This window comes from Streptomyces sp. NPDC026515 (assembly GCF_055567595.1).
In genome coordinates, this window is sequence record NZ_JBVHQD010000009.1 from 345,985 (window position 1) to 372,219 (window position 26,235).

Sequence of the window (26,235 nt, forward strand, 5' to 3'; positions counted from 1 at the left end):
GCCGGCCGGACGTCTTCGGGGAGCCCCGAGTGGATCGCACTGCCCAGCTCACTGCCCATGCGCTCGGTTCCGGGATCGCATACGATCCGCCGGCCACACGCGCCCCCGGTACCGCCGGCCCAGGATCCCTGCACGTCAGGGCGGCACGCGTGCTCGCCGACAACTGGACCGGTGTTTCGACCGTCCCCTCCCGGAGTCTGTACCCGCACCAGTGGTCCTGGGACTCGGCCTTCATCGCGATCGGCCTGAGGCACCTGTCGCCGCTGCGCGCGCAGACCGAGCTGGAGACGCTGCTGTCCGCCCAGTGGGCGGACGGGCGGATCCCGCACATCGTGTTCAACCCCTCCGTGCCCCTCGACGCGTACTTCCCGAGCCCCGACTTCTGGCGTTCCTCGACCGCGGGCCGTGCCGCGGGCGCCCCGCGCACCGTACAGACCTCCGGAATCGTGCAGCCGCCGGTGCACGCGCTGGCGGCCTGGCTGGTGCACCGCGCCGATCCCGGCCTGTCCCGGGCGCGCGGCTTCCTGGCGACCGCCTACCCCCGGCTCGCCGCCTGGCACCGCTATCTGCTGCACCGGCGGGATCTCGGCGGGGGCGGTCTCGCGTCCGTCGTGCACCCCTGGGAACAGGGTATGGACAACAGCCCCTGCTGGGACGCCCCGCTGGCCCGTGTCGCACCCGCTCCGGCACGCTCGTTCCACCGCGCCGACCTGGACCACGGCGCCGCCGAGGACCGGCCGACGGATCTGGACTACGGGCGGTACGTGCGGCTGGCGACCCAGTACCGGGACGCCGAGTACGTGGACCGGCAGCGGGAGTTCGCCGTCGAGGACCCGGCGTTCAACGCCCTGCTCATCGCCTCCGAGCACGCCCTCGCGTGCATCGCGCAGGAGTTGGGGGCCACCGGGACGGCCCGGCACGCGCGCGCCGAGCGGCTGACGGCGGCCCTGGTGGACCGGTTGTGGGATCCGGAGCGGGAGATCTTCCTCTGCCGGGACCTGCGGGGCGGACCGATCCCCGAGCGCGGGATCTCGGGCCTGATCCCGCTGATCCTTCCGGAGTTGCCGCGCGAGATCGCCGCCGCGCTCGTCCGGACGCTGAGCGGCCCGCACTTCGCCACCGGCACCCGGCTGGTCCCCAGCTACGACCTGCTCGGCACGGCCTTCGACCCGCACCGGTACTGGCGGGGCCCGGCCTGGGCCAACACCGGCTGGCTGCTGGAACGGGGGCTGCGCGAACACGGCGAGCGGGAACGGGCGGACGCCCTCGGAGAGGCGGTCCTGCGGACCGCCGACGCGACCGGGTTCGCCGAGTACGTCGACCCGTACACGGGCGAGGCGTGCGGCGCGACGGGGTTCAGCTGGACGGCGGCGCTCGCGATCGATCTGCACCACCGGCGGCACGCACCGCGCCACGAAGGCCAGAAGCACCACTAGCTTCAAAAGATGGACAAGAGCTGACAAAACGGGGTGTCTTCGGCAGACACCGCACGTTCGGCCTGTGGAACAAAGGAGGGGACCGGGGATGACGGACCGGCATCATCTGCTCGTGCACGGCGCGACGTTCGCCGCCGTGGACGACCGCGGGGACATCAGCGGCGTCCGGGGCGGCGGCTCCCCGGACGGGTTATTCGTACGGGACGCCCGGCACCTCAGCCGCTGGCAGCTGACGGTCGACGGGGCGCTGCCCGAGGTGCTCACCCCGGTCTCCGACGGGGACAGCACCCGGTGCGTCCTGGTTCCGCGCGGCGGCCGCCAGGAACCGCCCGCGCACACCCTCTTCCGCGAACAGGCCGTCGGCGACGGAGCGTTCGCCGAGGCCCTGCGGGTCACCAGCAACCGTCCGGTGCCGACCACCATCCGGCTCGCGATCACCGCCGACGCCGACTTCACCGACCAGTTCGAACTCCGCGCCGACCACCGCACCTACCCCAAGCCGGGCGCCGTACGCTCCCGCCAGATCCTCGACGACGGGATGGAGTTCGGCTACCGCCGGGGCGAATGGCGGTCCTGTACGACGATCACCGCCGAACCGGCGCCCGACGGCGTCGAGGAGACCGGGACCGGCGCCCGGCGCATGGTGTGGACGCTGGAACTCCCCCCGCACGGCACGGCCGAACTGGTGCTGCGGGTCATCGGGCGCCCGCACGGCGACCGGCGGGCACTGCGCGTCCCCCGTGACCCGGCCGCCCTCAACGAACAACTCCTGTCTCTGGAAGGGGAGTTCGTCGAAGGCGTGGCCTTCCCGACCGGCTGGCCGGAGCTGGCGGCGGCCTGCGCCCGCGGCCTGTCCGACCTCGCCGCGCTGCAGGTGCCGGCCACCGGCCCGGACGGCGAGGAGCTCAAGGTCCCCGCCGCCGGCGCCCCCTGGTTCCTCACCCTGCTCGGCCGGGACGCCCTGATCACCTCCCTCTTCGCGCTCCCGTACCGCCCCCGGCTGGCCGCGGCCACCCTCCCGGCCCTCGCCGCCACCCAGGCCACCGAGGCGGGCGCGCACCCCGTGGCCCAGCCCGGGAAGATCGTCCACGAGGTACGGCACGGGGAGCTGGCGCACTTCGGGCAGGTGCCGTACGGCCGTTACTACGGCTCCGTCGACGCCACCCCGCTCTTCCTGGTCCTGCTCGGCGCGTATGTGGAGCGGACCGGGGACACCGGCATGGCCCGGCGTCTGGAACGCAACGCGCGCGCGGCCGTCGGCTGGATGCTCGACCACGGCGGGCTGACCTCACGCGGCTATCTCGTCTACCGCGCGGACAAGGGCGGCCTCGCCAACCAGAACTGGAAGGACTCCCCCGGCGCGATCTGCTCCGCCGACGGCAGCCGGCCGGTGGGGACCGTGATGGCGGCCGGGGCGCAGGGATACGCGTACGACGCGCTGCGCCGGACGGCGTGGGTGGCACGGACGGCATGGGCCGACGAGACCTACGCGGCGCTGCTCGAACAGGCCGCGGCCGATCTGCGGGACCGGTTCCAGCGCGACTTCTGGATGCACGCGTCCGCCTTCCCCGCGCTGGCCCTGGACGGCGAGGGCCGGCAGGTCGACGCGCTCGCCTCGGACGCCGGGCATCTGCTGTGGTCCGGGCTGCTCGACAAGGAGTACGGGGAGGAGGTCGGACGGCGGTTGCTGCAGCCGGACTTCTTCTCGGGGTGGGGGGTGCGGACGCTGGCTGCGGGGCAGGCGGCGTACCACCCGCTGTCGTACCACCGGGGATCGGTGTGGCCGCACGACAACGCGCTGATCGCGCTGGGGCTGGCGCGGTACGGGCTGCACGACGAGGCCCGGGCCGTGGCGCACGGGCTGGTGGACGCGGCGACGGCCGGCGGGCACCGGCTGCCGGAGGTGCTGGCCGGGTACGGGAGGGACACGCATCCGGAGCCGGTACCGTATCCGCACGCGTGCGTGCGGGAGTCCCGGTCGGCCGCGGCGCCCCTGGCGCTGCTGACCGCGGTGGGCGGGGCTTAGTCCCGTACCCCGTAGGTGCGCTGTGTTTGCCCCCTGTTTGCCGAAAGACCTGAACAGGGGGCTTGTGTGGGCCGTACGGGAAGGCGGCGGGCCCGGGGTCTCCCCGGCAGTGGTCCGCCGTTTCCGTTTCACGGGTCTCGCACGGAAGGACCTCCGGGTTGCCGCAGCACACGAGCATTCGCCAGTCATCGGACACGGCCTCGGAGCCGTCCGAACGCGCGGTCGCGCCGGAGGAGTCCGCGGCCACGGAATCCGCCCCCGAGCCCGCACCGGCGTCCGTCGCCGAATCCGCTGACACCGAACCCGAACCCGAACCCGAACCCGAACCCGAGCCCGAGTCGGCGTCGGCATCGGCGTCGGCGGAGTCGGCCGAGCCCGAATCCGAGTCTGCCGAGCCGGAGCCGGAGCCGGAGTCCGCCGAGCCGGCGTCCGAGCCCGCCGACCCCGAGGCCGAGCCGACCGCGCCCGCCGCCGACTCGGCCGACGGCGAACCGACCGACGCCGAGTCCGCCGAGCCCGAATCCGCCCCGGCCGCCGCAGCGTCCGAATCCGCCGAGTCCGAGGCCCCCGCGTCCGAGGACCCCGCCTCCGAAGCCGGCTCCGCCGCGGATGCCGCCGGCGCTCCCGCCGGTTCCCGTCGGCGCGGCTGGGCCTCCTGGAGCGGGCGGGTCGGTGCGCGGCGGGCGGCCTGGCGGGCGGCTCACCCCGGCGCCGCCTCCGCGCTGTCCGCCGGTATCACCGTCCTCTGCGCCGCACTCGTGATCGCCGCGCTGGTGATGCCGAACACCCTCGTCGGACTCGGCCCGGCGAAGTTCCTGCGGCTGCCGTCCGAGGGGATCATCGCCGCCGCCGTCGCCCTGGCGCTGCCCCGGCGGCCCCGGATCGTGCTGGCCGCGGTGTTCGGCACCGTGCTCGGCGCGCTGACCCTGATCAACTTCCTCGACATGGGGTTCACCGAGTACCTCGGCCGGAGCTTCAACGCCATCCTGGACTGGAGCCTGCTCGGCGACGCGGAGTCGTACCTGGAGGACACCCTGGGCAAGGCGGCGACGGTCGCCCTCAGTGTCGGCGCCGTCGTCCTCGTACTGCTGCTGATCGTGCTGCTCGCCCTGGCGACGGTACGGCTGAGCAATCTGCTGGCCCGGCATCCGCGGCGGGCCACCCGGGGCACGCTGATCGCCGGTGTCGTCTGGATCACCTGCTCCTCCTTCGGCCTCCAGATCGCCGGCGGTGTGCCGGTCGCCTCCGACCGCACCGCGAACGCGCTGGAGATCAAGGCCCGGCAGGTGCGGGACACCCTGCACGACGAGGCGGAGTTCCGGAAGGTCGCCAAGGTGGACGCCTTCGGGAACACCCCGGCCGACCAGCTGGTGCCGGCCCTGCGCGGCAAGGACATGATCTTCACGTTCATCGAGAGCTACGGCCGTAGCGCCGTCGAGGACCCGATCGAGGCGCCCGGGGTCGACAGCACGCTCGACGCCCAGACCAAGGCCCTCGCCAAGGCCGGGTTCGCCGCGAAGAGCGGATGGCTGACGTCGGCGACCTACGGCGGCAGCAGCTGGCTCGGGCACTCCACGACCATGTCGGGGCTGTGGGTGAGCAACCAGCAGCGCTACCGGACCGTCATGGCCAGCGACCACCTCAGCATCACCAAGGCCTTCCAGAAGACCGGCGACTTCGACACGGTCGGCGTGATGCCGGGCATCCAGAAGGGCTGGCCCGAGCAGAGCTACTACGGCCTCGACAAGGTCTACAACGCCTTCCAGCTCGGCTACCAGGGACCCAAGTTCAGCTGGTCGACGATGCCCGACCAGTACGCGCTCCAGCAGTTCCAGGAGCGGGTGCACAGCAAGCAGCCGGCCGACGGCAAGTCACGGATGTCGCTTTTGATCCTGACCTCCAGCCACCAGCCGTGGGCTCCGATCCCGAAGATGGTGCCGTGGGACCAGCTGGGCGACGGTTCGGTCTTCGACGCCATCCAGAAGGCCGGCAACAAGGCGTCCGACGTCATCGCCGACACCACCAAGTCCCGTCAGGAGTACGGCAAGTCGGTCCAGTACTCGGTGACCGCGCTCACCCAGTGGCTGCAGCGCTACGGCAACGAGAACACGGTCCTCGTCTTCCTCGGCGACCACCAGCCCATCGCCCGGGTCAGCGGCAACCACGCCAGCCGTGACGTGCCGGTCTCGATCGTCGCCAAGGACCCGAAGGTGCTGGACGCGATCGACTCCTGGAACTGGACCGACGGCCTGCGCCCGGCGCACAACGCCCCGGTGTGGAAGATGAGCGCGTTCCGCGACAAGTTCCTGACCGCCTACGGCTCCACCCCGCACCCGAAGGCGAACTGACGCCACTGACGCTCAGGCCGTCCCCGTCGCCGCCCACGCCACTTCGACGAACACCTCCAGGCACCGCGTGGAACCCTGGCGGGCCTCGTCGAAGCGGTCGCGGGCGTCGGCTTCACCCAGGGAGTACCGCTACCGGGCCCGGTTCGCCCGTGTCGCGGTTCAGCAGGCAGCCGCCCCTTCCCGTACAGCTTCCCGCACCCGGCCGAGCTGCTGCGGGCTCAGCCGCCGGAGGTGTCCAGTTCCGCGTCCTCGCCGATGCCGGCGCAGTCGTAGGGGTCCTTCAGCCAGCCGTCCGGCAGTACCACCCGGTTGTTGCCGGACGTACGGCCCCGGGGCCCGTCGGCGCCCGTCGGCCAGGGCTGGTCGAGGTCCAGTTCGTCCAGGCCCGCGCGGAGTCCGGCCAGCGAGGAGGTGACGGCCAGCCGCTTGCGCATCTCACTGCCGACCGCGAAGCCCTTGAGGTACCAGGCGACGTGCTTGCGGAAGTCGACGACTCCCTTGGACTCGTCGCCGGCCCACTCGCCGAGCAGCGTGGCGTGCCGGACCATGACCTCGGCGACCTGGCGCAGGGACGGGCGCGCGATGTCCTCGTGGCGGCCCTCGAAGGCTGCGACCAGGTCCGCGAACAGCCACGGCCGGCCCAGGCAGCCGCGTCCGACCACGACTCCGTCGCAGCCCGTCTCCCGGACCATCCTGAGCGCGTCCCCGGCCGACCAGATGTCGCCGTTGCCGAGGACCGGGATCTCCGGGACGTGCTCCTTGAGGCGGGCGACGGCCTCCCAGTCGGCGGTGCCGCCGTAGTGCTGGGCGGCGGTGCGGCCGTGCAGCGCGATCGAGGTGACGCCCTCCTCGACGGCGATGCGGCCGGCGTCGAGGTAGGTGATGTGGTCGTCGTCGATGCCCTTGCGCATCTTCATGGTGACAGGGAGGTCACCGGCGCCGGAGACCGCCTCGCGGAGGATCGAGCGGAGCAGGTTGCGCTTGTAGGGGAGGGCCGAGCCGCCGCCCTTGCGGGTCACCTTCGGGACCGGGCAGCCGAAGTTCAGGTCTATGTGATCGGCCAGACCCTCCTCCGCGATCATGCGGACGGCCTTGCCGACGGTGGCCGGGTCCACGCCGTACAGCTGGATCGAGCGCGGCTGCTCGCTCGCGTCGAAGCGGATCAGCTGCATGGTCTTCTCGTTGCGCTCGACCAGCGCCCGGGTCGTGATCATCTCGCTGACGAACAGCCCCTTGCCCCCGGCGAACTCTCGGCACAGGGTACGGAAGGGTGCGTTGGTGATCCCGGCCATGGGGGCCAGGACGACCGGCGGCCCGACGGTGTGCGGGCCGATCTGGAGCGGGGTCGTGGGCTCGGGCATTCCCCCATTGTCCCGTACGTCGCGCGGTGCTCGGCCGGCCTGTGGACAACCGCGCCTCCCGCACTCTCCGTCATGATCCAGTATCACTCATTAGTTAGACGCACTATCGAAGTCGGCGTAGGATGGCACGCATGCCCGAGCTGACCTCCCGCCGCCGCATGCTCGTTCTCGCGATCTGCTGCATGAGCCTGCTGATCGTGAGTCTCGACACGACCGCCCTCAATGTCGGCCTGCCGTCCATGCAGCGCGAACTGCACGCCTCGACCGCCGGCCTGCAGTGGACCATCGACGCCTACACCCTGGTCCTGGCCTCGCTGCTGATGCTCGCCGGGTCGACCGGCGACCGGGTCGGCCGCAAGAAGGTCTTCATGACGGGCCTGGTCGTCTTCTCACTGGGCTCGCTGCTCTGCTCGCTGGCGCCGAACCTCGAATCACTGATCGCGTTCCGCATGGTCCAGGCGGTGGGCGGCTCGATGCTCAACCCGGTGGCCATGTCGATCATCACCAACACCTTCACCGACCCGCGCGAGCGGGCCCGGGCGATCGGCGTGTGGGGTGCGGTGATCGGCATATCCATGGCCGCCGGACCGCTGATCGGCGGCCTGCTGGTGGAGTCCGTCGGTTGGCGCGCGATCTTCTGGGTCAACCTCCCGGTGGGCCTGGCCGCACTGCTGCTGACGCTGCGCTTCGTGCCGGAGTCCCGGGCGCCGAAGGCCCGCCGGCCCGACCCGGTCGGGCAGGTGCTGGTCATCGCCCTGTTCGGCGCGCTGACGTACTCGATCATCGAGGCCCCGACGGCGAGCGCCGCCACGGTGGTGCCCTTCGCGGTGGTGGCCCTCGCCGCTCTGGCCGGCCTGCTCTGGTTCGAGCCGAGGCGCGCCGAACCCCTGATCGACCTGCGGTTCTTCCGCTCGGCGCCGTTCAGCGGGGCCACCGTGATCGCGATCAGCGCGTTCGCTTCGCTGGGCGGCTTCCTGTTCCTGTCCACGCTGTACCTGCAGAACGTGCGCGGCCTGGACGCCCTGCACGCCGGCCTGTGGATGCTGCCGATGGCCGTCCCGATGTTCCTGTGCGCCCCGTTCGCCGGCCGCCTGGTCGGCAGCCGGGGTCCGCGGCTGCCGCTGGTGATCGCCGGGGTCGCGATGACCGCGAGCGCGGTGCTGTTCGCGGCCTTCGAGGCGGAGACCTCCAACACCAGCCTGTTCCTCGGTTACGTGCTGTTCGGCATCGGCTTCGGCTTCGTGAACGCGCCGATCACCAACACGGCCGTCTCCGGTATGCCGAGGTCCCAGGCGGGTGTGGCGGCCGCGGTCGCCTCCACCAGCAGGCAGCTGGGCCAGACCCTGGGCGTGGCGGTGATCGGCGCGGTCCTCGCGTCGGGGATCGGCTCGTCGTCGTACCGCCAGACCTTCGTGACCGCCGCCCGCCCCGGCTGGTGGATCCTCGCCGCCTGCGGCCTCGCCGTCCTCACCATCGGCGCCCTGACGAACGGCAGCTGGGCCAGGGCGACGGCCGAGCGCGCGGCGCGGCGCCTGGAGTCGGCGGAGATACGCCAGGTCGTGGGGGCCGGCGAGCGGGTGTGACGCCCGCGCCACCGGCGGGGTCAGCAGGAGCCGAGCATGCGCTGGTGGCGGCTGCGGACCGCCTGCCCGAGGCTGCCCAGGACCAGGGACTGCAGTAACGCCGATATGACGAGCACGGCGACGAAGGACCAGGTCGGCGGCTCCGCCGCACCCGAAGCCGTCCGGCCCAGCGCCGCGACGAGCGGGTACGCGGGGAAGGTGACCAGGGGCGGCCAGAGCCAGGCGAAGTCGTGGGCAGGGCCGTCCGCGGCGGCGAGGGAGTCCGCGGTGGCCTTGGCGACGACGACGGCGACCACCGCGAGGTAGGCCACCGAGACACGGTTGGCGACGGTCAGTCGGACAAGGGTGCGCGCAGGGCCGGTTGTCATCGGACGTCCCCCCGGGGCCGGTTGTCGGTTCCTCTTCCTCCCTGCATGGTGTGCCGACGGCGGCGCGCTGTCCTGAGTACCCGTACTCAGCCCTGCCGGTCGGAGGCGGCCAGCGCGTGGAGCTTCTCCAGCCGTTCCCGGGACTCGTCGTCCGTCGGCGTGTAGGTCACCAGGCGCGCCCCGGTCTCGCGGGTCAGCCACAGGTCCGTGTGGTCCAGGGAGAGGAAACCGACGTACGGGTTGAGGAACTGCTTGGTCCTGGTGCGCGGGTCCACCACCTCGTAGCGCTCCCAGTTCGCGCGGAACTCGGGGGACTCCGCGGTCAGCCGCTTCACCAGCATCTTCCAGGCGGGCTCGGTCAGATGCCCGGCCATCGAGGCACGGAGCTTCGCGGCCATCAGACGGCGGGTCTCCTCCAGGTGCACGATCGAGCGGCACCACTCGGGGTTGGTGTAGACGAGGATCATGCAGTTGCGGTCCTCGGGCGGGACCGCTTCGAGGTCGCCCATCAGACGGGCGTAGGTGCGGTTGTAGGCGAGGATGTCGTAGCGGCTGTTCTGGATGCTGGCCGGGAACGGCTCCAGGGCGCGCAGCATCTGGTGCAGTGCCGGGGTGACGCCCGTGCAGTACGCGGCCGGGCTCGGATCGGCGGCACCGGCCAGCTGGAAGAGGTGGGCGCGCTCGCTGCCGTCGAGCAGGAGGGTGCGCGCGAGGGCGTCCAGGACCTGCACGGAGACCTGGATGTCCCGGGCCTGCTCCAGCCAGGTGTACCAGGTCACACCGACCGCGGAGAGGTGCGCGACCTCCTCGCGGCGCAGGCCGGGCGTGCGGCGGCGGGCGCCGTGCGGCAGGCCCACCTGCTCCGGGGTGATCCGCTCCCGGCGGCTGCGCAGGAACACGGCCAGTTCGCTGCGCCGGACACCGACGGCGCTGCGGGCCGCCGAGTCCCTGGAATCCGCCGCCGTCGTACGAACCGTCTCACGGGCCGAGGTTGTCATGACTCCAGCCTGCCGCGCCGCGGATCCTGTTGCCAGGTACTTCTGCTACCAGGACAAGAAGACTCTGGTACCCGTCTGAGCGCCGGCGCAGGCTCATGGCCATGACCGAAACCGTCACCACTCCGGCCGTACGGTCGCCGTCCGCGCCGTCCGCGCTCGGCGGGCCCGGACTGTTCACCGTCCTGCTGGCCGCGGCCCTGCCCCTCGTCGACTTCTTCATCGTCAACGTCGCCCTGCCCACCATCGGAACCGACCTGCACGCGAGCGAGGCCCTCCTCGAACTCGTCGTCGCCGGGTACGGCGTCGCCTACGCCGTGCTGCTGGTGCTCGGCGGCCGGCTCGGCGACCTGTTCGGCCGCCGCCGGCTCTTCCTCGCCGGCATGGCCGCCTTCGGGCTGACCTCGCTGGCCTGCGGACTGGCGCCCGGCGCCTGGTCGCTGGTGGCCGCCCGGGTCGCCCAGGGCGCCGCCGCGGCCGCGATGCTCCCGCAGGTCCTCGCCACCATCCAGGCCGCCACCAGCGGCGGCCGTCGCGCCCGGGCCATGAGCCTGTACGGTGCCACCGCCGGTCTCTCGATGGTCGCCGGGCAGATACTCGGCGGGGTGCTGGTCGCCGCGGACATCGCGGGCACCGGGTGGCGCTCCGTGTTCCTCGTCAACGTGCCGGTCGTGGTCGTCGGGCTGGTGCTCGGGGCGCGGTTCGTGCCGGAGACGCGGTCGCAGCGGCCCGAACCCGTCGACGGACCGGGCACCGTGCTGCTCGCCCTCTCCCTGCTCACCCTGCTCGCCCCACTCACCGAGGGCCGGGCGGCGGGCTGGCCGCTGTGGACCTGGCTGTCGCTGGCCGCGTTCCCCGGGGTGGCCGTCGCCTTCTACACCGTGGAGCGCCGCGCCGACCGGGCCGGCCGTACCCCGCTGGTCCCGCCTAGTCTGTTCGCGCTCGCCTCGCTGCGCCGCGGTCTGGTGCTGATGGTGCCGTTCTCCATCGGCTTCAGCGGGTTCATGTTCGTGATCGCCGTGGCCCTGCAGAGCGGGGAGCACATGGACCCGGTCCCGGCCGGGCTGGCGCTCGCGCCGATGGCCGTCGCCTTCCTGTTCGTGTCACTGGCCGGGCCGCGGCTGATCGCGCGGTACGGCAGCCGGGTGGTGTCGGCGGGATCGGTGATCCAGGGGATCGGCATCGCCCTCATCGCCCTGGCCGCCTGGCGGGACTGGCCGCACCTGGACTTCGGCGGGCTGCTTCCCGGGGTCGCGGTCGCCGGGGCCGGTCAGGCGCTCCAGCTTCCCAACGTGCTGCGGCTCGTGATGTCGGAGGTGCCGGCCGGGCGGGCCGGTGTCGGCAGCGGGGTGATGGTCACCACCCAGCAGTCCGCGCTGGCGCTGGGCGTGGCCACGCTGGGCACCCTGTTCCTCTCCCTGGTCCCGCATCAGGGGGTCCGGGACGCCCTGATCGTCACGCTGCTGGTGCAGTTGGGTCTGGTGGTCCTCACCGGTCTGCTCAGCCTGCGGCTGCCCCGGACGGTGCGCTGAGGGCGCCGGCCGCGTGGGCGCGGACGCCGTGCCGTGCCCGGCCCGTCGCCCGGCTGCGGCGCCGTGGTGGGCGTTCGCGCAGTTCCCCACGCCCCTACCTACCGGCCGTGCGGGGGCGGCTGCGGCGCCGTGGTGGGCGTTCGCGCAGTTCCCCGCGCCCCTACCTACCGGGCGTGCCGGGGGCGGCTGCGGCGCCATCGTGGGCGTTCGCGCAGTTCCCCGCGTCCCTACCGGGCCTGCCGGGGCGGCTGCGGGGCCATCGTGGGCGTTCGCGCAGTTCCCCGCGCCCCTACCAGGCCTGCCGGGGCGGCTGCGGGGCGCTTCAGGGGGTGCTGGTCAGTTCGAACCAGACGATCTTGCCGGTGCCCAGCCGGGTGGTGCCCCAGCGGCGGGCCAGGCGGTTCACCAGGAACAGGCCGCGGCCGTTCTCCTCCTCGGGTGATGCCCGGCGCAGTCTGGGCAGTTGCGGCACGTCGTCGCCGACCTCGCAGCGCAGCACGTCGGTGCGCAGCAGGCGCAGACTGATCGGGCGGGAGGCGTGCCGTACCGCGTTGGTGACGATCTCGCTGACCAGCAGCTCGGCCGTGTCGCTGAGTTCCTCCAGGCCCCAGCCGGCCAGGGCCTGCCGGGTCAGGCGGCGGGCCCGGCCGGGACTGCCGACCTCCGGTTCGAGGGTCCAGTAGGCCACGTCGCTCGGCGCGATGCCGTCGAAGCGGGCGGCGAGCAGCGCGATGTCGTCGTCCCGGTCGCCCGGCCCGAGCATGTCGAGGACCTCGTCGCACAGCGCCTCCAGCGGGGGCGGCCGGTCGGGGCCGGTCAGCTGGGCGGTGGCGGCGAGCCGTTCGCGCAGCTGCTCGATGCCGGTCCACACGTCGCGCAGCCGGGACTCGACCAGGCCGTCGGTGTAGAGGAGCAGCGTCGCCCCGGCGGGCGCGTCCAGTTCGACCGCCTCGAAGTCGATGCCGCCGACGCCGATCGGGGCGCCGGGCGGCACCGCGAGCACCTCCGTCTTGCCGCCGGGGTGCAGCAGGATCGGCGGCGGATGGCCGGCGTTGGCGACGGTGATGCGGTGCGAGACCGGGTCGTAGACGACGTACAGGCAGGTCGCCATGCGGTCGGTGCCAAGGCGCTGGGCCTGCTCGTCGAGGTGGTGGAGGACCTCCTGCGGCGGCAGGTCGAGGCCGGCCAGGGTCAGCGCGGTGGTGCGCAGCTGGCCCATGACGGCGGCCGAGGTCATGGAGTGCCCCATGACGTCGCCGACGACGAGGGCCACCCGGCTGCCGGGCAGCGGGATCGCGTCGTACCAGTCGCCGCCGACGCGGGCCGTCTCGGCGGCGGGGAGATAGCGGACGGCCAGCCGGACGCCGGTGGGCCGGGGCAGCGAGTGCGGCAGCATCGCGCGCTGCAGCCGGTCGGCGATGAAGGCCTCGCGGCTGTAGAGGACCGCCTTGTCGACGCCGAGCGCGGTGTGGGTGGCCAGCTGGGCAGCGACCAGGAGGTCGGCGGGTTCGAACGCCGGGCGCTCCGGACGGCGCAGGAAGACCACGGCGCCGGTGACCCGGCGGCGGCCGCGCAGCGGGGCGAGGATCGCGTGCATGCCGGACCAGCCGTTCAACGCGCTGTCCTCGCCGACGAGTTCGCTGAGCGCGACCCGGGTCGCCCGGTCGTCGGCGAACACCGGCCGGACTCCGCGCAGCACCTCGGCGAGCGCGCCGCCGGGCACCACCTCGCTCCAGTCGGCCGCGTCCAGGTCGTCCTGCTCGTCGTCGACGGCCTCGGCCGGCCAGACCAGGCCCTCGGCGCCGGGGCCCTTGATCCGGTCGGTGCGGCGCAGCCGCAGCACGGCGGGTCCCGCGGGGCGTTCGTCGCCGACCGGCAGCGGGTCGCGCAGATAGACGAGGGCCGCGTCCGAGTACGTCGGTACGGCGGCCCGGCACAGACCCAGCACGATCTCGTCGGTGTCGAAGCCGCGGGCGATCCGGCGGGTGGCGGCGCCGACGTAGCGCAGCCGGTCCTCGTCCGGGGCCCTGGGGGCGGCGGGGCGGGCCTGCGGGGCGGCGGTGTCCTCGCTCACGCCGAGGGCGGCCTGTGCCGACAGCGCGTCGGCCAGGGCGATGTCGTCCGCCACGAAGTCCTCCCGGTCCATGCGCCGCAGGAAAACCGCCAGGCCCACGACGGCGTCGGGCGCGCGCAGCGGGGCGAGCAGCACCCTGTTCCCCTGCGGGAGACGGGGAGCGCTCCCGAGCAGCTCACGCAAGGCCTCCTCGACGTCGTCCTGCCCTCTGCCGCGCGCTCTGCCGCACCGCAGGACCCCGGCCAGCACCCCGCCGGGCGGCACCGGGGCGGCGGCCGGGGGCGCGCCGCCCATCAGGCCGCCGAGTTCGGCCGGCAGTCCGTCCAGCAGCAGCCGTACCGGGCCGTCCGGGTCCTGCCGTTGCTCGGCGAGGTAGACGAACACCCCGTCCGCCAGGTCCGGGACGGTCGACAGGGACAGTTCCCTGACGACCTGGGCCGCGCCCTCGGCGCGGGCGATCCGGCGGCCTGATACGGCGAGGAAACGTTGAGGATCCGGCAGCATCGCCTCTCCGTGCCGGTGGCCGCTTCAGCAAAGGTCGCTCTCATCTTGAGCCTTGGTCAATGCCGTGTCCAGGGTTTCCGCCGGTACACCAAGTCGGGCTCGTGGTGCGCGGGTTGGCACAGGGCGCCCGATGTACACCGGGAACGGCCCGTACAGCGACGGAACGCGGCCGCCCGGACACGGCTTGGCCAACTCGCTGTGAAGAAATCCCTGTTGATGTTGGTCATGCTGCACACTCCTCCCGTCGACAGGTGCCGGACGGGGTATCGGGCACCGACTCGGAGGCGTCATGTCACAGCTTGATTCGAGCAAGGTCAGCAGGTGGGACCAGCACGGGCGGGAACACACGGTCCGGGTGCAGCGCACCGGCATCCAGCGCACGATCAGGTGCGACACCTGCGGCTGGCGGCAGAGCGCGCAGTTCCTGCCCTGGCTGAAGGCGGAGGAGCACCTGGCCGAGGCCCACCAGGCCACCGTGGACCCCGCGGGAGCCGAGCCCTCCCGATGAGTTTCCGCCGGTGCGGGAGTCGTACCCGCGACCGCACCCGACGGAAGGACCACCGATGAGCGAGTCACCGCTGCATGCCACCCTGCGCCGCCATGTCGAGGGCGGCACGGTTCCCGGGGCCGTCGGACTGGTCGCCCGGGGTGCGGACGTCGAGGTCGTGACCGTCGGGGACCTGGACACCGAGGGGTCCGCGCCGATGACCCGGGAGTCGATCTTCCGGATCGCGTCGATCACCAAGCCGATCACCGCCGCGGCGCTGCTGATGCTGGTGGACGAGGGGCGGATCGGGCTCGGCGACCCGGTGGCCGAGTGGCTCCCGGAGCTGGCCAAGCCGATGGTGGTCCGGACACCCGCGAGTCCCGTCGACGACGTCGTGCCGGCCGAGCACGCGGTCACCGTGGAGGACCTGCTCAGTTTCCGGGCCGGCTGGGGCCTGCCCGACGACTTCACGCTGCCGGCCGCGCAGGCACTGTTCGCGGTGCAGGATCACAGCCGCCCCTTCCAGGACTGGCCGGACCCGGACACCTGGCTGGGCCTGCTCGCCCAGGTGCCGATGCTGCACCAGCCGGGCGAGGCCTGGCTGTACGGCACCTCGTCCGCCCTGCAGGGCATCCTGGCCGCCCGGGTGTCGGGCCGTACCCTCCCCGGCTTCCTGGCGGAGCGGATCTTCGAGCCGCTGGGCATGCGGGACACGGCGTTCGAGGTGCCGGTCTCGAAGCGGGACCGCTTCACCTCGTCCTACGCCCCCGCCGAGGACGGCACCCTGCGTCTGACGGACACCCCGGACGGCGACTACAGCCGGGTGCCGCGCTTCCCCTCCGGCGGCGGGGGCCTGGTGTCCACGGCCGACGACTGGCTGGCGTTCGCCCGGCTGCTGCTGAACGCGGGCGTCGCCCCGGGCGGCCGCCGGCTCCTGTCCGCCACCTCGGTCAGCCGGATGACCACCAACCATCTGACGGCGGCCCAGCGCGAGCGCGCCTCCCTCTTCCTGGAGGGCCAGGGCTGGGGGTACGGCGGCCAGGTCGACGTCACCCCGGCCGACCCGTGGAACGTGCCCGGGCGCTACGGCTGGGTGGGCGGCACCGGCACCACCGCGCACCTGGTCCCCGCCACCGGCACGGTCACGGTCCTGCTGACCCAGGCGGCCATGACGGGCCCGTCCCCGCAAGCGGTGATGCGGGACTTCTGGCGGGTCACCGCCTAGCCGCCCGTTACTGCATTCGGGTGACACCGCGGGGGAAAGTCGCAAGGTCAGCGCGTACGCCGCGACCTGCGGACTTTACCGGGCCATGAGGAGGTCCCCACCGGTTCCGGAAGCTCCCGGGTCGCCGCCGCGCGCGGCCCGGCCAAGCCTGGACGAGTCCCCCGTCCTCGTCGACAGGAGCTCTGCCATGCACCGCATCCACCGCCCGGTCTCCCGGGCCCTCGCCGCCGGCGCCCTCTCCCTGGCCCTGCTGTCGGCCGGTTCCGCGGGCGCGTTCGCCGCGGAGGCCAAGCCGAGCCCCGCACCCAGCAGCGCCAAGCCGAAGCCGAGCCCGTCCAGGTCCGCCATGGGCTCGATCGCGATCAAGGCGGACAAGGCCTCGGTCAAGGCCGGTGACAAGGTGACCTTCACGGGTCGCACCCAGGGCCTGAAGATCGGCACGCCGCTGGTGCTCCAGCACCAGAACCACGGCAAGTGGGTCCCGCTCAAGGCGAGCGTCAAGGTCAAGAACGGCAGCGCCTACGCACTGACCGCGAAGATCAACACCAAGGGCACCGAACATCTGCGGCTCGCGGCCGGCAAGACCCACTCCCCCACGGTCACCGTCAAGGTGAACTGAGGCCGCGCAGCAACAGGTCCGCCAACGAGGCGAAGTCCGCCTCGGCCTCCGGCCGCATCCACTCGCGCGCGTAGCCCGGGTCGTGGAAGCGGCCGGTGGCCTGGAAGACGACCCGGGCCGCCGCGGCGGGGTCGGACACGGCGAAGGCTCCCGTGCCGGCCCCGTCCCGGAGGATCCGGGCGAGCTGTCCGGTCAGGTCGTCGATGTGCTCGGTGACCGCCGGGCCGTTCTCGTCGACCAGCACCATGTAGGTGGCGAACAGCTCCGGGTCGTCGCCCGCCTTGCGGCGCTTGGCGTCGAAGAGCGCCCACAGCCAGTCGCGCAGCCGGGCCTCGGGGTCCCGGTCCGCGGCCGCGATGCCGGACAGCCGCTCGGAGGTGCGGTCCAGCCACCTCTTCGTCACCGCCTCCCGCAGCGCCGCCTTCGTCCGGAAGTGCCGGTAGACGCTGCCGTGGCTGACGCCCAGCGCACGGGCCACGTCCACCACGGTGGCCTTGGCCGGGCCGTGCCGGCGCAGCACCTCCTCGGTCGCTTCGAGGATGCGCTCGGCGGTCAGGGCCGGGGTCGGGGACGTCGCTGCCATGGCCTAGACGGTACCTGGCACCGGGATCAGTGCTCGGTGCCGAGATGGATCATCTGCGCGGCCGGGTAGCGGGTGCCGGCCGCCGCGTCCGCCGGTACGGCCTCCTCGATCGCCGCCAGGTCGGCCGCCTCCAGCGTGACGTCCAGCGCGCCCAGCGACTCGGCGAGCCGCTCGCGGGTGCGGGCGCCGACGAGCGGCACGATGTCGTCGCCGTGCTGCGCGCCTCGCGAGAGGACCCACGCGATCGCGATCTGCGCGACGGTCACGCCCTTCTCGTCGGCGATCTTGCGCAGCGCCTCGACGAGGTCGAGGTTGTGCCGGAGGTTGTCGCCCTGGAAGCGGGGCGAGTGGGCGCGGAAGTCGCCGGCGCCCAGCTGCCGGTCGGCGGTGAAGTGGCCGGAGATCAGGCCCCGGGACAGCACTCCGTACGCGGTGATGCCGATGCCCAGCTCACGGGTGGTGGGCAGGATCTCCCGCTCGATGTCGCGGGTGATGATCGCGTACTCGATCTGCAGGTCGGAGATGGGCGCGGTGGCGGCGGCCCGGCGGATGTCGGCCGCGGAGGCCTCGCTGAGGCCGATGTGCCGGACGTATCCCTGCTCGACCAGTTCGGCGATCGCGCCGACCGTCTCCTCGATCGGTACGTCCGGGTCGACGCGGGCGATCCGGTAGACGTCGATGTGGTCGACGCCGAGGCGCTGGAGGGAGTAGGCGGCGAAGTTCTTCACCGCGGCCGGGCGGCCGTCGTAACCGAGCCAGCTGCCGTCCGGGCCCCGCAGGGCGCCGAACTTGACGCTGGTCAGGGCCTTGTCACGGAGGGCGGCGGGGGCGGTGCGCAGGGCCTCGCCGATCAGCATCTCGTTGTGGCCCATGGCGTAGAAGTCGCCGGTGTCCAGGAGCGTCACGCCGGCGTCGAGGGCGGCGTGGACCGTGGCGATGGACTCGGCGCGGTCGGCCTCGCCGTAGAGGGCGGACATGCCCATGCAGCCGAGGCCGAGGGCGGAGACGCGGGGGCCGGTGGTTCCGAGAGGGTGGGTGTGCATCGTCATGCCTCCACCTTGGCATGACAGCTGACAGATTTCAATATCTGTCATTCCATACACAGGACCCGCCTTTCTGGTCCAGACCTATTGACGAGAGGTCTGGACCACGAGCACTGTCATGCCTACGACACCTCGCCGCACCCCCACCGGGAGGATCCGTATGCTCCGCCGCGCCCTCAGCCTGCTCGCCGCCGCCCTGGCGACCGCCGCGCTCACCCAGCTCCCCGCCGCCGCACCCGCCTCCGCCTCCGCCGCCGACACCTGCGCGCTGAAGCCGAGGCCGGCCGGAAAGGTCCTGCAGGGCTACTGGGAGAACTGGGACGGCTCCGCCAACGGCGTCCACCCGCCGTTCGGCTGGACCCCGATCACCGACTCGCGGATCGCCGCGCACGGCTACAACGTCCTCGACGCGGCCTTCCCGGTGATCCGTTCCGACGGAACAGCCCTGTGGGAGGACGGCATGGACGCGGGCGTGAAGGTGGCGACGCCCGCGGAGATGTGCGCGGCGAAGGCGGCCGGCCAGACCGTCCTGCTGTCGATCGGCGGCGCGGCGGCCGGCATCGACCTCAGCTCGTCCGCCGTGGCCGACCGGTTCGTCGCGACGATCGTCCCGATCCTGAAGAAGTACAACTTCGACGGCATCGACATCGACATCGAGACCGGCCTGGTGGGCAGCGGGTCGATCGGCCAGCTCTCCACGTCGCAGGCCAACCTGGTCCGCATCATCGACGGGGTCCTCGCCCGGATGCCGGCGGGCTTCGGGCTGACGATGGCCCCGGAGACGGCGTACGTGACCGGCGGCAGCATCACCTACGGCTCGATCTGGGGCGCCTACCTGCCGATCGTCAAGAAGTACGCCGACAACGGCCGGCTGTGGTGGCTCAACATGCAGTACTACAACGGCAGCATGTACGGCTGCTCCGGCGATTCCTACGCGGCTGGCACGGTGGCCGGCTTCACCGCCCAGACCGACTGCCTCGACAAGGGCCTGGTCGTGCAGGGTACGACGATCAAGGTGCCGTACGACAAGCAGGTCCCGGGGCTGCCCGCGCAGCCGGGAGCGGGCGGCGGCTACATGTCACCGAGCCTGGTCGGCCAGGCCTGGAACCACTACGGCACGTCCCTCAAGGGCCTGATGACCTGGTCGGTCAACTGGGACGGCTCGAAGAACTGGACGTTCGGCGACAACGTGAAGTCGTTGCAGCACCGCTGACCGCACCGGACCGGCCGGTGGGTCCGCGCAGGCCGGTGGGGGCGATGCGCAGTTCCCCGCGCTCCTGAGACCGGTCGCACCCCTGACCCTCATGACGCACCGCCGCGCCGCCCCCGGCCGAAGACGCCCACCCTCCAGCCGACCGAGTCGGGTGGAGGGTGGGCGGACAGGACGGAAGAGCCGTGGGGGCTAGCAGCCCACCAGACGCCCGGCGAGGTAGCCCTCGATCTGGTCCAGGGAGATCCGCTCCTGCTTCATCGAGTCACGCTCGCGGACCGTGACCGCGTTGTCCTCCAGCGTGTCGAAGTCGACGGTCACGCAGTACGGCGTACCGATCTCGTCCTGCCGGCGGTAGCGGCGGCCGATGGCACCGGCGTCGTCGAACTCGATGTTCCAGTTCTGCCGCAGGGCGGCGGCGAGACCCTTGGCCTTCGGGGACAGCTCGGGGTTGCGGGACAGCGGCAGGACCGCCACCTTGACCGGCGCGAGGCGGTGGTCGAGACGCAGCACCGTGCGCTTCTCCAGCTTGCCCTTGGCGTTCGGCGCCTCGTCCTCGACGTAGGCGTCCAGGAGGAACGCCAGCATCGCGCGGCCGACACCGGCCGCCGGCTCGATGACGTACGGCGTCCAGCGCTCCCCGGCCTCCTGGTCGAAGTAGGAGAGGTCCTGGCCGGAGGCCTTGGAGTGGGCGTTCAGGTCGTAGTCGGTGCGGTTGGCGACACCCTCCAGCTCACCCCACTCGTTGCCGCCGAACTGGAAGCGGTACTCGATGTCGGCGGTGCGCTTGGAGTAGTGGGAGAGCTTCTCCTTCGGGTGCTCGTACCACCGCATGTTCTCCTCGCGCAGGCCGAGGCCGGTGTACCAGTTCCAGCGCTGCTCCATCCAGTACTCCTGCCACTTCTCGTCCTCGCCCGGCTTGACGAAGAACTCCATCTCCATCTGCTCGAACTCGCGGGTGCGGAAGATGAAGTTGCCGGGCGTGATCTCGTTGCGGAAGGACTTGCCCATCTGCGCGATGCCGAACGGCGGCTTGCGGCGCGAGGCGACCTGCACCTGGGCGAAGTTGGTGAAGATGCCCTGCGCGGTCTCCGGGCGCAGGTAGGCGACCGAGCCGCTGTCCTGGGTCGGGCCGAGGTGGGTGGAGAGCAGGCCCGAGAACTGCTTGGGCTCGGTGAACTGGCCCTTGTTGCCGCAGTTCGGGCAGTTCACGTCCGCCAGGCCGTTCTCCGGGAGGCGGCCGTGCTTGGCCTCGTAGTGCTCCTCCAGGTGGTCCGCGCGGAACCGCTTGTGACACGCGGTGCACTCGGTCAGCGGGTCCGTGAAGGTGGCGACGTGACCGGAGGCCACCCAGACCTCCGGGGCCAGGATGACGGACGAGTCGAGACCGACCACGTCCTCGCGCGCCGTCACCATGTAACGCCACCACTGGCGCTTCAGGTTCTCCTTGAGCTCGACACCGAGCGGCCCGTAGTCCCAGGCGGCGCGCTGTCCGCCGTAGATCTCACTGCACGGGAATACGAAGCCACGGCGCTTGCTCAGGCTGACGATGGTGTCGATCTTGTCGGCGGCCACGGTGCTCTCTTCATTACGACGACGGGCGACGAAGCGAGATGCTTCAGAGCGAATGCCTCAGGTTACCGGCGGGGGCTCCCCCTCGACCAAATCGGTCCCCCGCGGCAGACGGACCGCCCAGGGCTCACCGAGGTCTCACCGATGGTTGTTGACAACGGTTTCCATTTTTGTTAAAAATGACTCTCATGAACGTACAGCGTCGCCTCATACCCACGGCCGCCGCGGCCACCGTCACCGCACTCGGCATAGCGACCCTCACCGCCTGCGGAGGTGACGCCACGGCGGCCCGGACGGGCAAGTTCGACGTCGTCGCGTCGTTCTATCCGATGGCCTTCCTCGCCGACCGGATCGGCGGGAACCACGTCCACGTCACCAGTCTCACATCGCCCGGCCAGGAGCCGCACGACCTGGAGATCAGCCCCAAGCAGATCATCGGGATCGAGAAGTCCGACGCCGTCCTCTACCTGAAGAACCTCCAGCCCTCCGTCGACGACGCCGTCGCCCAGTCCTCGGTGCGGACCAAGATCGACGCGACCTCCCTGACCACGCTGGAGCAGCACGGCAACGAGGTCGGCGGCCACGCGGCCTCGCACGACGCCTCCAACAACGAGGAACTCTCCGGCCTCGACCCGCACATCTGGCTGGACCCGGTGCGCTACGCCCAGGTCGCCGAGGGGGTCGGCAAGGCCTTCGAGAAGGCCGACCCGGACCACGCGGCCGACTACCGGAAGAACACCGCGGCGCTGGTCAAGAAGCTGGACGACCTCAACACCCGGTTCAAGGACGGTCTGGCGGACACGCGGACCAAGGTCTTCATCACCACCCACGCCGCCTTCGGCTACCTCGCCGAGCGCTACGGCCTGACCGAGGAGGCCATCAACGGCCTCGACCCGGAGTCGGAGCCGAGCGCGGCCCGCGTGAGGGACCTGGAGACCATGGCCAGGGCCGACGGCGTCTCCACCGTGTTCTACGAGACGCTCGTCAGCGACAGGACGGCCAAGACCATCGCCGCCGACGCCGGACTGAGGACGGACGTCCTCGACCCGATCGAGGGGATCACCGGCAAGTCCCGCGGCAAGGACTACTTCGCGGTCCAGGAAGCCAACCTCAAGGCCCTCCGGACGGCACTGGACGCCAAGTGAACGGAGAGAAGAAGATGACCGGCGAACCCGTCATATCCCTGCGGGGGGTCACTGCCGAGCTCGGCTCGCGCCCCGTGCTGCGCGGCATCGACCTGACCGTGCACCGCGGCGAGGTCGTCGCACTGCTCGGCGCGAACGGCTCCGGCAAGTCGACCGCGATCCGCACGATCATCGGCCAGGTACCGGCCACCGGCGGCGAGATCACCCTGTTCGGCACCGCGCGCCACGCCTTCCGGGACTGGTCCCGGGTCGGCTACGTCCCGCAGCGCACCACCGCCGCGGGCGGAGTCCCCGCCACCGTCACCGAGGTCGTCTCCGCCGGTCTCCTCTCCCGCACCCGCTTCGGCCTCTTCCGCAAGGCCGACCACCAGGCCGTACGGGACGCGCTCGGCCTGGTCGGGATGGCGGACCGGGCCAAGGACAACGTCGAGGCCCTCTCCGGCGGCCAGCACCAGCGGGTGCTGATCGCCCGCGCCCTGGTCGCCCGGCCCGAGGTCCTGATCATGGACGAGCCGATGGCGGGCGTGGACCTGGCCAGCCAGGAGATCCTCGCCCGGACGCTGCGCGAACAGGTCGGGCAGGGCACCACGGTCCTGCTGGTCCTGCACGAACTGGGCCCGCTGGAGCCGCTGATCGACCGCGCGGTCGTGCTGCGCGACGGCTGCGTCCTGTACGACGGCCCACCCCCGCGGGCCGTGGGCCAGCACGCCCTCCCCGGCCACGACCACGTCCACCCCCACGAGCACGCGCCGATCCGCACGGGACTGCTGAGCTGATGGACTTCCTGAACTACGCCTTCATGCAGCGGGCCCTGCTCGCCGCCGTCCTGGTCGGCATCACCGCGCCCGCCGTCGGCATCTACCTGGTCCAGCGCCGCCAGGCCCTGATGGGCGACGGCATCGGCCACGTCGCCATGACCGGCGTCGGCCTCGGCTTCCTGCTCTCCACCTCGCCGGTGTGGATGGCCACCGCGGTCTCCGTCCTCGGCGCGATCCTGATGGAGCTGATCCGCTGGTACGGCAGGACCCGCGGCGACATCGCCCTCGCGATGCTCTTCTACGGCGGTATGGCCGGCGGGGTGATGCTGATCAACCTCGCGCCGGGCGGCTCCAACGCCAACCTGATGTCGTACCTCTTCGGCTCGCTGTCGACGGTGTCGGAGTCGGACGTGACCGCGATCTGCGTGCTCGCCGCGTTCGTCCTGCTGGTCACCCTCGGGCTGCGCCGGCAGCTGTTCGCGGTGAGCCAGGACGAGGAGTTCGCTCGGGTGACGGGCCTGCCGGTGCGGGCGCTGAACCTGCTGACGGCGATCACGGCGGCGGTCACCGTGACGGTCGCGATGCGCGTGGTGGGCCTGCTGCTGGTGTCGGCGCTGATGGTGGTCCCGGTGGCCGCGGCCCAGCAGCTGAGCCGCAGCTTCGCGGCCACCTTCGCGATCGCCGTCGCGATCGGTGTGACGGTGACGATCGGGGGCACGATCACGTCGTACTACCAGTACGTTCCGCCGGGGGCGACGATCGTGCTGCTGACGATCGCCGCGTTCGTCGTGCTGAGTCTGCTGGCCGCACCGCTGGCCCGGCGGCGCGCCCGTGCGGCGGCCGCGCGGCGGCCCGCCGGGGATCCGGCGGAGTGCGCGATTCCGGCCGGGCGGCAGGCCACCGACGAGGTCGGCGCCTGACCGCGGACACTCCGGGCTGGCACAATGGCGCCCGGCAGAAGCAGTGATGTGAGGAGGCAACCGGTGACGACCGCTGGACCGCCCGTGAAGGGCCGCTCGACCCGTCAGCGGGCAGCCGTGGCGGCGGCCCTGGACGAGGTCGACGAGTTCCGCAGTGCGCAGGATCTGCACGACATGCTCAAGCACAAGGGCGACTCGGTGGGCCTCACCACGGTGTACCGCACCCTCCAGAACCTCGCCGACGCCGGCGAGGTGGACGTCCTGCGCACGTCGGACGGCGAGTCCGTCTACCGCCGCTGCTCCACCGGCGAACACCACCACCACCTGGTCTGCCGCGTGTGCGGCAAGGCCGTGGAGGTGGAGGGCCCCGCCGTCGAGAAGTGGGCGGAGGCGATCGCCGCCGAGCACGGCTACGTCAACGTCGCCCACACCGTCGAGATCTTCGGGACCTGCGCGGACTGCGCCGGGACCGTGGGGAGCTGCTGAGCTACCCGCGCGCCAGGTGCCGGTCGAGGATCGCGCGCAGCCGGGCGGCGTCGGCGGGATCCAGGAGGCCGCGCTTGGGCAGCACGGTGAAGCACGAGGCGTTCTTGTCGTCGCTGTAGGTGACGAAGACGTCCTTCGTCTCCCGGTAGCGGGGCTGTGCCGCCCAGGTGACCGATGTCGTGCTGTGGTCGTTGGCCACCGTCACTCCGGTGTCCGCCACGGTCGCCCGGTACGCGCCCTGACGGGCGGCGAGCCTGAGGAAGGCGCGGGCCTGGAGCCAGGGGGTGAAGACCACCAGGGCCAGCCCGAGGGGCAGGACGGTCAGCAGGAACCAGTCGGGCTCCGCCGACCCCGCCACCGCGAGCGCGGCGTTCAGCACGGCGGCGAACCCCACCAGTCCGACGGCCCAGTACCGCAGCCATCTGCGCCGTCTCAGCCGTTCCCGTTCCCGCAGCGCGTCCGTGAAGTCCCCCGCGACCGGCCGGTAGTTCAGCTCGACCGCGCCCTGCCCGGCGTCCCGCCCCATGTCCATGACCATGGGGCGGATCGTAGCGGCGCGGGTCAGCTCCGGTCGAAGCACTTCTCCAGCTCGTCCAGGTCGTAGAACCTGCTGCCCTTCGAGACCGGCCTGCAGCCGGCCTTGAAGGCGACCTCCTTCTCGTTGCAGAGCATCCGCACCAGGTAGTCGTCGCCCCTGCGGAAGACGTCCCACTGGATGTTGGAGGCCAGCGAGGCGACCTCGGCGCCGCGCCAGGGGTTGTTCGCGTAGCTGTAGGTCCGGCCCGGCTTCGCGGGCTTCTCGCTGCCCGGCAGCCCCATCAGCGCCGCCAGCGGGATGATCTCCTCGGCGTGGGTGAAGCGGAGTTCGGCGCCCAGCGTGCTGGTGCCGTCCCGCCTGGCCTCGACCTGCCGGAAGAGGTCGTCCAGGAGGGGGGCCGCCATCTTGTAGGTGATGTCGCTGTCCGCGAAGCTCGGGCCCTTCTCGTAGAAGTCCTCGGCATCGCTCAGGTAGCCGAACCAGGCCGCGTCGCGCGGCGCGAGGTAGCGGTCGAATTCCCAGCCCCCGCCGTTCGGGCTCTCCTCGCTCATCGCGGGTGCGATGGCGTAGAGGTTGTACACGGCCCGGGCGGCGGTGACGTCGGAGGCGGTGGCGGAGAACTCGCCGTCGACCACGCGCCGCACGAACGCCGGCTCGAAGATCCGGCCGAGGACCCGGGCCGCCGCCCGGTGCGTGGCGGGCCGGTAGGTGACCGACTCCAGGGTCGAGGCCAGCCGCTCGTCGCCCGCCAGCCACTTCTGGTACTGGGCGCCGCCGGCGGACTTGTGGAAGTAGAGCAGGTCCTTGTCGGTCCGGGCGGTGCCGAGCGAGGCCTTCAGCGCCGGGTCGGCGTCGGTGAGGGCGGCGGTGAAGACCGTACCGCTGTCGACCGCGCGGCCCTGGCCCGAGCTGACGACGTCGATCTTCTCGCCGTTCTTGGCGATCGAGGAGAACAGGCCCGGCAGGCGCTTCTCCAGGCGGACGGCGGTGGCGCGGAGTTCGTCCTTGCCGCGACCGCTGAGGTTGCCGTACCCGAGGGTGCTCATGGCCGCTTCCAGGGCCCGCACGTCCGGGCCGAACCTCCTGCCCAGCGGGGTGAGTTCGTTGTCGGCCGCGGCCTGGTTCCAGAGCGCGAGGACCGTGTCGCCGTCCTCGCCGTCGGTGGCGGAGCGGGACCCGTGCCGGGAGACGTTCTCGGTGAACACGGCGGTGTACCCGGCGGGCGCCTGCTGGTAGGTACGCGGGTTCTGGCCGGGTGAGTACACCGCCTTGGTGCCGTAACCGTCACGGCGGGCCGGCCCGTTGTCCGTGGCGTGCGCGGGCAGCGCCGCCAGCAGCACGGCGCCCAGGGCGAGAACAGGGATGACACGCTTCATGAGGACCGTTCCAGAGACGGGAGACCGGGTGGCACGGAATGAACTC

General features: G+C 72.1%; 22 protein-coding genes. 13 read left to right on the forward strand and 9 right to left on the reverse strand.

The features are described from left to right. Window positions 1-29 precede the first annotated feature (29 nt). The 3 genes from ACZ4O3_RS21465 to ACZ4O3_RS21475 all read left to right on the forward strand — a co-directional run bounded on the left by ACZ4O3_RS21465 (window position 30) and on the right by ACZ4O3_RS21475 (window position 5,810). Entirely contained in the window at window positions 30-1,436 is a 1,407-nt protein-coding gene (locus ACZ4O3_RS21465; protein WP_362728357.1) for an MGH1-like glycoside hydrolase domain-containing protein, read from the forward strand. A gap of 88 nt (window positions 1,437-1,524) precedes the next feature. Further along, window positions 1,525-3,462, forward strand: a complete 1,938-nt coding sequence (locus tag ACZ4O3_RS21470) for an amylo-alpha-1,6-glucosidase (RefSeq protein WP_384987823.1) — start codon at window positions 1,525-1,527, stop codon at window positions 3,460-3,462. Between the two features lie 776 nt (window positions 3,463-4,238). Then, window positions 4,239-5,810, forward strand: a complete 1,572-nt coding sequence (locus ACZ4O3_RS21475; protein WP_467723665.1) for a sulfatase-like hydrolase/transferase — start codon at window positions 4,239-4,241, stop codon at window positions 5,808-5,810. 218 nt (window positions 5,811-6,028) lie between these two features. Here ACZ4O3_RS21475 and dusB read toward each other — a convergent pair whose 3' ends face one another. Continuing rightward, a complete protein-coding gene (gene dusB / locus ACZ4O3_RS21480; protein ID WP_362725567.1) occupies window positions 6,029-7,171 on the reverse strand; it encodes a tRNA dihydrouridine synthase DusB in 1,143 nt (380 codons plus the stop codon). A 131-nt stretch (window positions 7,172-7,302) separates the two neighbouring features. On the opposite strand from dusB, the gene ACZ4O3_RS21485 reads away from it, so the two are divergent. Next, on the forward strand, window positions 7,303-8,754 hold the full coding sequence (locus tag ACZ4O3_RS21485) for an MFS transporter (protein ID WP_362725564.1): 1,452 nt from the start codon (window positions 7,303-7,305) through the stop codon (window positions 8,752-8,754). A 20-nt stretch (window positions 8,755-8,774) separates the two neighbouring features. Here the strand turns inward: ACZ4O3_RS21485 and ACZ4O3_RS21490 are convergent, their stop codons facing one another. Both ACZ4O3_RS21490 and ACZ4O3_RS21495 read right to left on the reverse strand, forming a co-directional pair. Beyond that, a complete protein-coding gene (locus tag ACZ4O3_RS21490; protein WP_362725561.1) occupies window positions 8,775-9,122 on the reverse strand; it encodes an SCO4225 family membrane protein in 348 nt (115 codons plus the stop codon). Between the two features lie 86 nt (window positions 9,123-9,208). After that, the gene (locus tag ACZ4O3_RS21495) at window positions 9,209-10,120 is read right to left on the reverse strand and encodes a helix-turn-helix transcriptional regulator (RefSeq protein WP_467723615.1); all 912 of its coding nucleotides are present in this window, start codon (window positions 10,118-10,120) and stop codon (window positions 9,209-9,211) included. A 101-nt stretch (window positions 10,121-10,221) separates the two neighbouring features. Between ACZ4O3_RS21495 and ACZ4O3_RS21500 the strand changes: the two genes are divergently transcribed. After that, window positions 10,222-11,649 (forward strand): MFS transporter, encoded by a 1,428-nt coding sequence (locus ACZ4O3_RS21500; RefSeq protein ID WP_467723616.1) that lies wholly within the window; start codon window positions 10,222-10,224, stop codon window positions 11,647-11,649. Between the two features lie 322 nt (window positions 11,650-11,971). On the opposite strand, the gene ACZ4O3_RS21505 is transcribed toward ACZ4O3_RS21500, so the two are convergent. Continuing rightward, window positions 11,972-14,227 carry an ATP-binding SpoIIE family protein phosphatase gene (locus ACZ4O3_RS21505; RefSeq protein ID WP_467723618.1) on the reverse strand — a complete coding sequence of 752 codons (2,256 nt, stop codon included), beginning with the start codon at window positions 14,225-14,227 and terminating at the stop codon, window positions 11,972-11,974. A gap of 289 nt (window positions 14,228-14,516) precedes the next feature. Between ACZ4O3_RS21505 and ACZ4O3_RS21510 the strand changes: the two genes are divergently transcribed. The 3 genes from ACZ4O3_RS21510 (at window position 14,517) to ACZ4O3_RS21520 (ending at window position 16,558) form a co-directional block, all read left to right on the forward strand. Further along, a complete protein-coding gene (locus ACZ4O3_RS21510) occupies window positions 14,517-14,735 on the forward strand; it encodes a hypothetical protein (protein ID WP_362716084.1) in 219 nt (72 codons plus the stop codon). Window positions 14,736-14,790: 55 nt separating this feature from the next. After that, window positions 14,791-15,939, forward strand: a complete 1,149-nt coding sequence (locus ACZ4O3_RS21515) for a serine hydrolase domain-containing protein (protein WP_467723619.1) — start codon at window positions 14,791-14,793, stop codon at window positions 15,937-15,939. Between the two features lie 187 nt (window positions 15,940-16,126). Continuing rightward, complete coding sequence (locus ACZ4O3_RS21520) at window positions 16,127-16,558, forward strand: hypothetical protein (protein WP_362716078.1); 432 nt, start codon at window positions 16,127-16,129, stop codon at window positions 16,556-16,558. On the opposite strand, the gene ACZ4O3_RS21525 is transcribed toward ACZ4O3_RS21520, so the two are convergent. Next, window positions 16,545-17,141, reverse strand: coding sequence for a TetR/AcrR family transcriptional regulator (locus ACZ4O3_RS21525; RefSeq protein WP_467723621.1), 597 nt, complete (start codon window positions 17,139-17,141; stop codon window positions 16,545-16,547). The genes ACZ4O3_RS21520 and ACZ4O3_RS21525 overlap by 14 nt on opposite strands. A 26-nt stretch (window positions 17,142-17,167) precedes the next feature. After that, window positions 17,168-18,190 (reverse strand): aldo/keto reductase, encoded by a 1,023-nt coding sequence (locus ACZ4O3_RS21530; RefSeq protein ID WP_362716072.1) that lies wholly within the window; start codon window positions 18,188-18,190, stop codon window positions 17,168-17,170. 154 nt (window positions 18,191-18,344) lie between these two features. On the opposite strand from ACZ4O3_RS21530, the gene ACZ4O3_RS21535 reads away from it, so the two are divergent. Further along, complete coding sequence (locus ACZ4O3_RS21535) at window positions 18,345-19,397, forward strand: chitinase (RefSeq protein ID WP_467723624.1); 1,053 nt, start codon at window positions 18,345-18,347, stop codon at window positions 19,395-19,397. A gap of 189 nt (window positions 19,398-19,586) precedes the next feature. On the opposite strand, the gene ACZ4O3_RS21540 is transcribed toward ACZ4O3_RS21535, so the two are convergent. Next, the gene (locus ACZ4O3_RS21540; protein WP_362716066.1) at window positions 19,587-20,969 is read right to left on the reverse strand and encodes a glycine--tRNA ligase; all 1,383 of its coding nucleotides are present in this window, start codon (window positions 20,967-20,969) and stop codon (window positions 19,587-19,589) included. 185 nt (window positions 20,970-21,154) lie between these two features. On the opposite strand from ACZ4O3_RS21540, the gene ACZ4O3_RS21545 reads away from it, so the two are divergent. The 4 genes from ACZ4O3_RS21545 (at window position 21,155) to ACZ4O3_RS21560 (ending at window position 24,275) form a co-directional block, all read left to right on the forward strand. After that, window positions 21,155-22,111 (forward strand): metal ABC transporter substrate-binding protein, encoded by a 957-nt coding sequence (locus ACZ4O3_RS21545; protein ID WP_467723626.1) that lies wholly within the window; start codon window positions 21,155-21,157, stop codon window positions 22,109-22,111. Window positions 22,112-22,125: 14 nt separating this feature from the next. Beyond that, on the forward strand, window positions 22,126-22,887 hold the full coding sequence (locus ACZ4O3_RS21550; protein ID WP_467723628.1) for a metal ABC transporter ATP-binding protein: 762 nt from the start codon (window positions 22,126-22,128) through the stop codon (window positions 22,885-22,887). Further along, window positions 22,887-23,789, forward strand: a complete 903-nt coding sequence (locus tag ACZ4O3_RS21555; protein ID WP_384987851.1) for a metal ABC transporter permease — start codon at window positions 22,887-22,889, stop codon at window positions 23,787-23,789. Before ACZ4O3_RS21550 ends, ACZ4O3_RS21555 begins: the two co-directional genes overlap by 1 nt. A gap of 63 nt (window positions 23,790-23,852) precedes the next feature. Then, complete coding sequence (locus ACZ4O3_RS21560; RefSeq protein WP_362716054.1) at window positions 23,853-24,275, forward strand: Fur family transcriptional regulator; 423 nt, start codon at window positions 23,853-23,855, stop codon at window positions 24,273-24,275. A 1-nt stretch (window position 24,276) separates the two neighbouring features. Here the strand turns inward: ACZ4O3_RS21560 and ACZ4O3_RS21565 are convergent, their stop codons facing one another. Both ACZ4O3_RS21565 and ACZ4O3_RS21570 read right to left on the reverse strand, forming a co-directional pair. Continuing rightward, window positions 24,277-24,813, reverse strand: coding sequence for a YcxB family protein (locus tag ACZ4O3_RS21565; protein ID WP_467723630.1), 537 nt, complete (start codon window positions 24,811-24,813; stop codon window positions 24,277-24,279). A 23-nt stretch (window positions 24,814-24,836) separates the two neighbouring features. Further along, window positions 24,837-26,189, reverse strand: a complete 1,353-nt coding sequence (locus tag ACZ4O3_RS21570) for a histidine-type phosphatase (protein WP_467723632.1) — start codon at window positions 26,187-26,189, stop codon at window positions 24,837-24,839. Between the last annotated feature and the right edge of the window lie 46 nt (window positions 26,190-26,235).